This is a genomic window from Achromobacter sp. GbtcB20 (genome assembly GCF_019091095.1).
GTDB classification, from domain to species: Bacteria; Pseudomonadota; Gammaproteobacteria; order Burkholderiales; family Burkholderiaceae_B; genus Achromobacter; species Achromobacter mucicolens.
The window spans coordinates 1-230 of sequence record NZ_JAGXJZ010000968.1 but is presented as its reverse complement, the minus strand read 5'-3'; the positions used below and the strand labels follow the sequence as shown (position 1 = coordinate 230).

Sequence of the window (230 nt, the reverse complement as noted above, 5' to 3'; positions counted from 1 at the left end):
GGAAGACCGCTCTCCGATCACCGCCACCATCCGCCAGACGCCCGATATCCCGCCCACCTGCCAGTGGGCCATCTTCCTGCGCAATCACGACGAGCTGACGCTGGAGATGGTGACGTGCCGCGAGCGCGACTACCTGTGGAACGTGTACGCGGCCGAGCCGCGCGCCCGCATCAACCTGGGCATCCGCCCCCCGCTGGCGCCGCTGCTCGATCGCGTCCGGCGCCGTGTCG

General features: G+C 70.4%; 1 protein-coding gene. It reads left to right on the top strand.

Features of this window, described 5'->3' with window-relative positions; genetic code table 11:
* On the top strand, positions 1 to 230 hold a 230-nt coding region (locus KVT32_RS31865; protein ID WP_217619611.1), incomplete at both ends, for a hypothetical protein.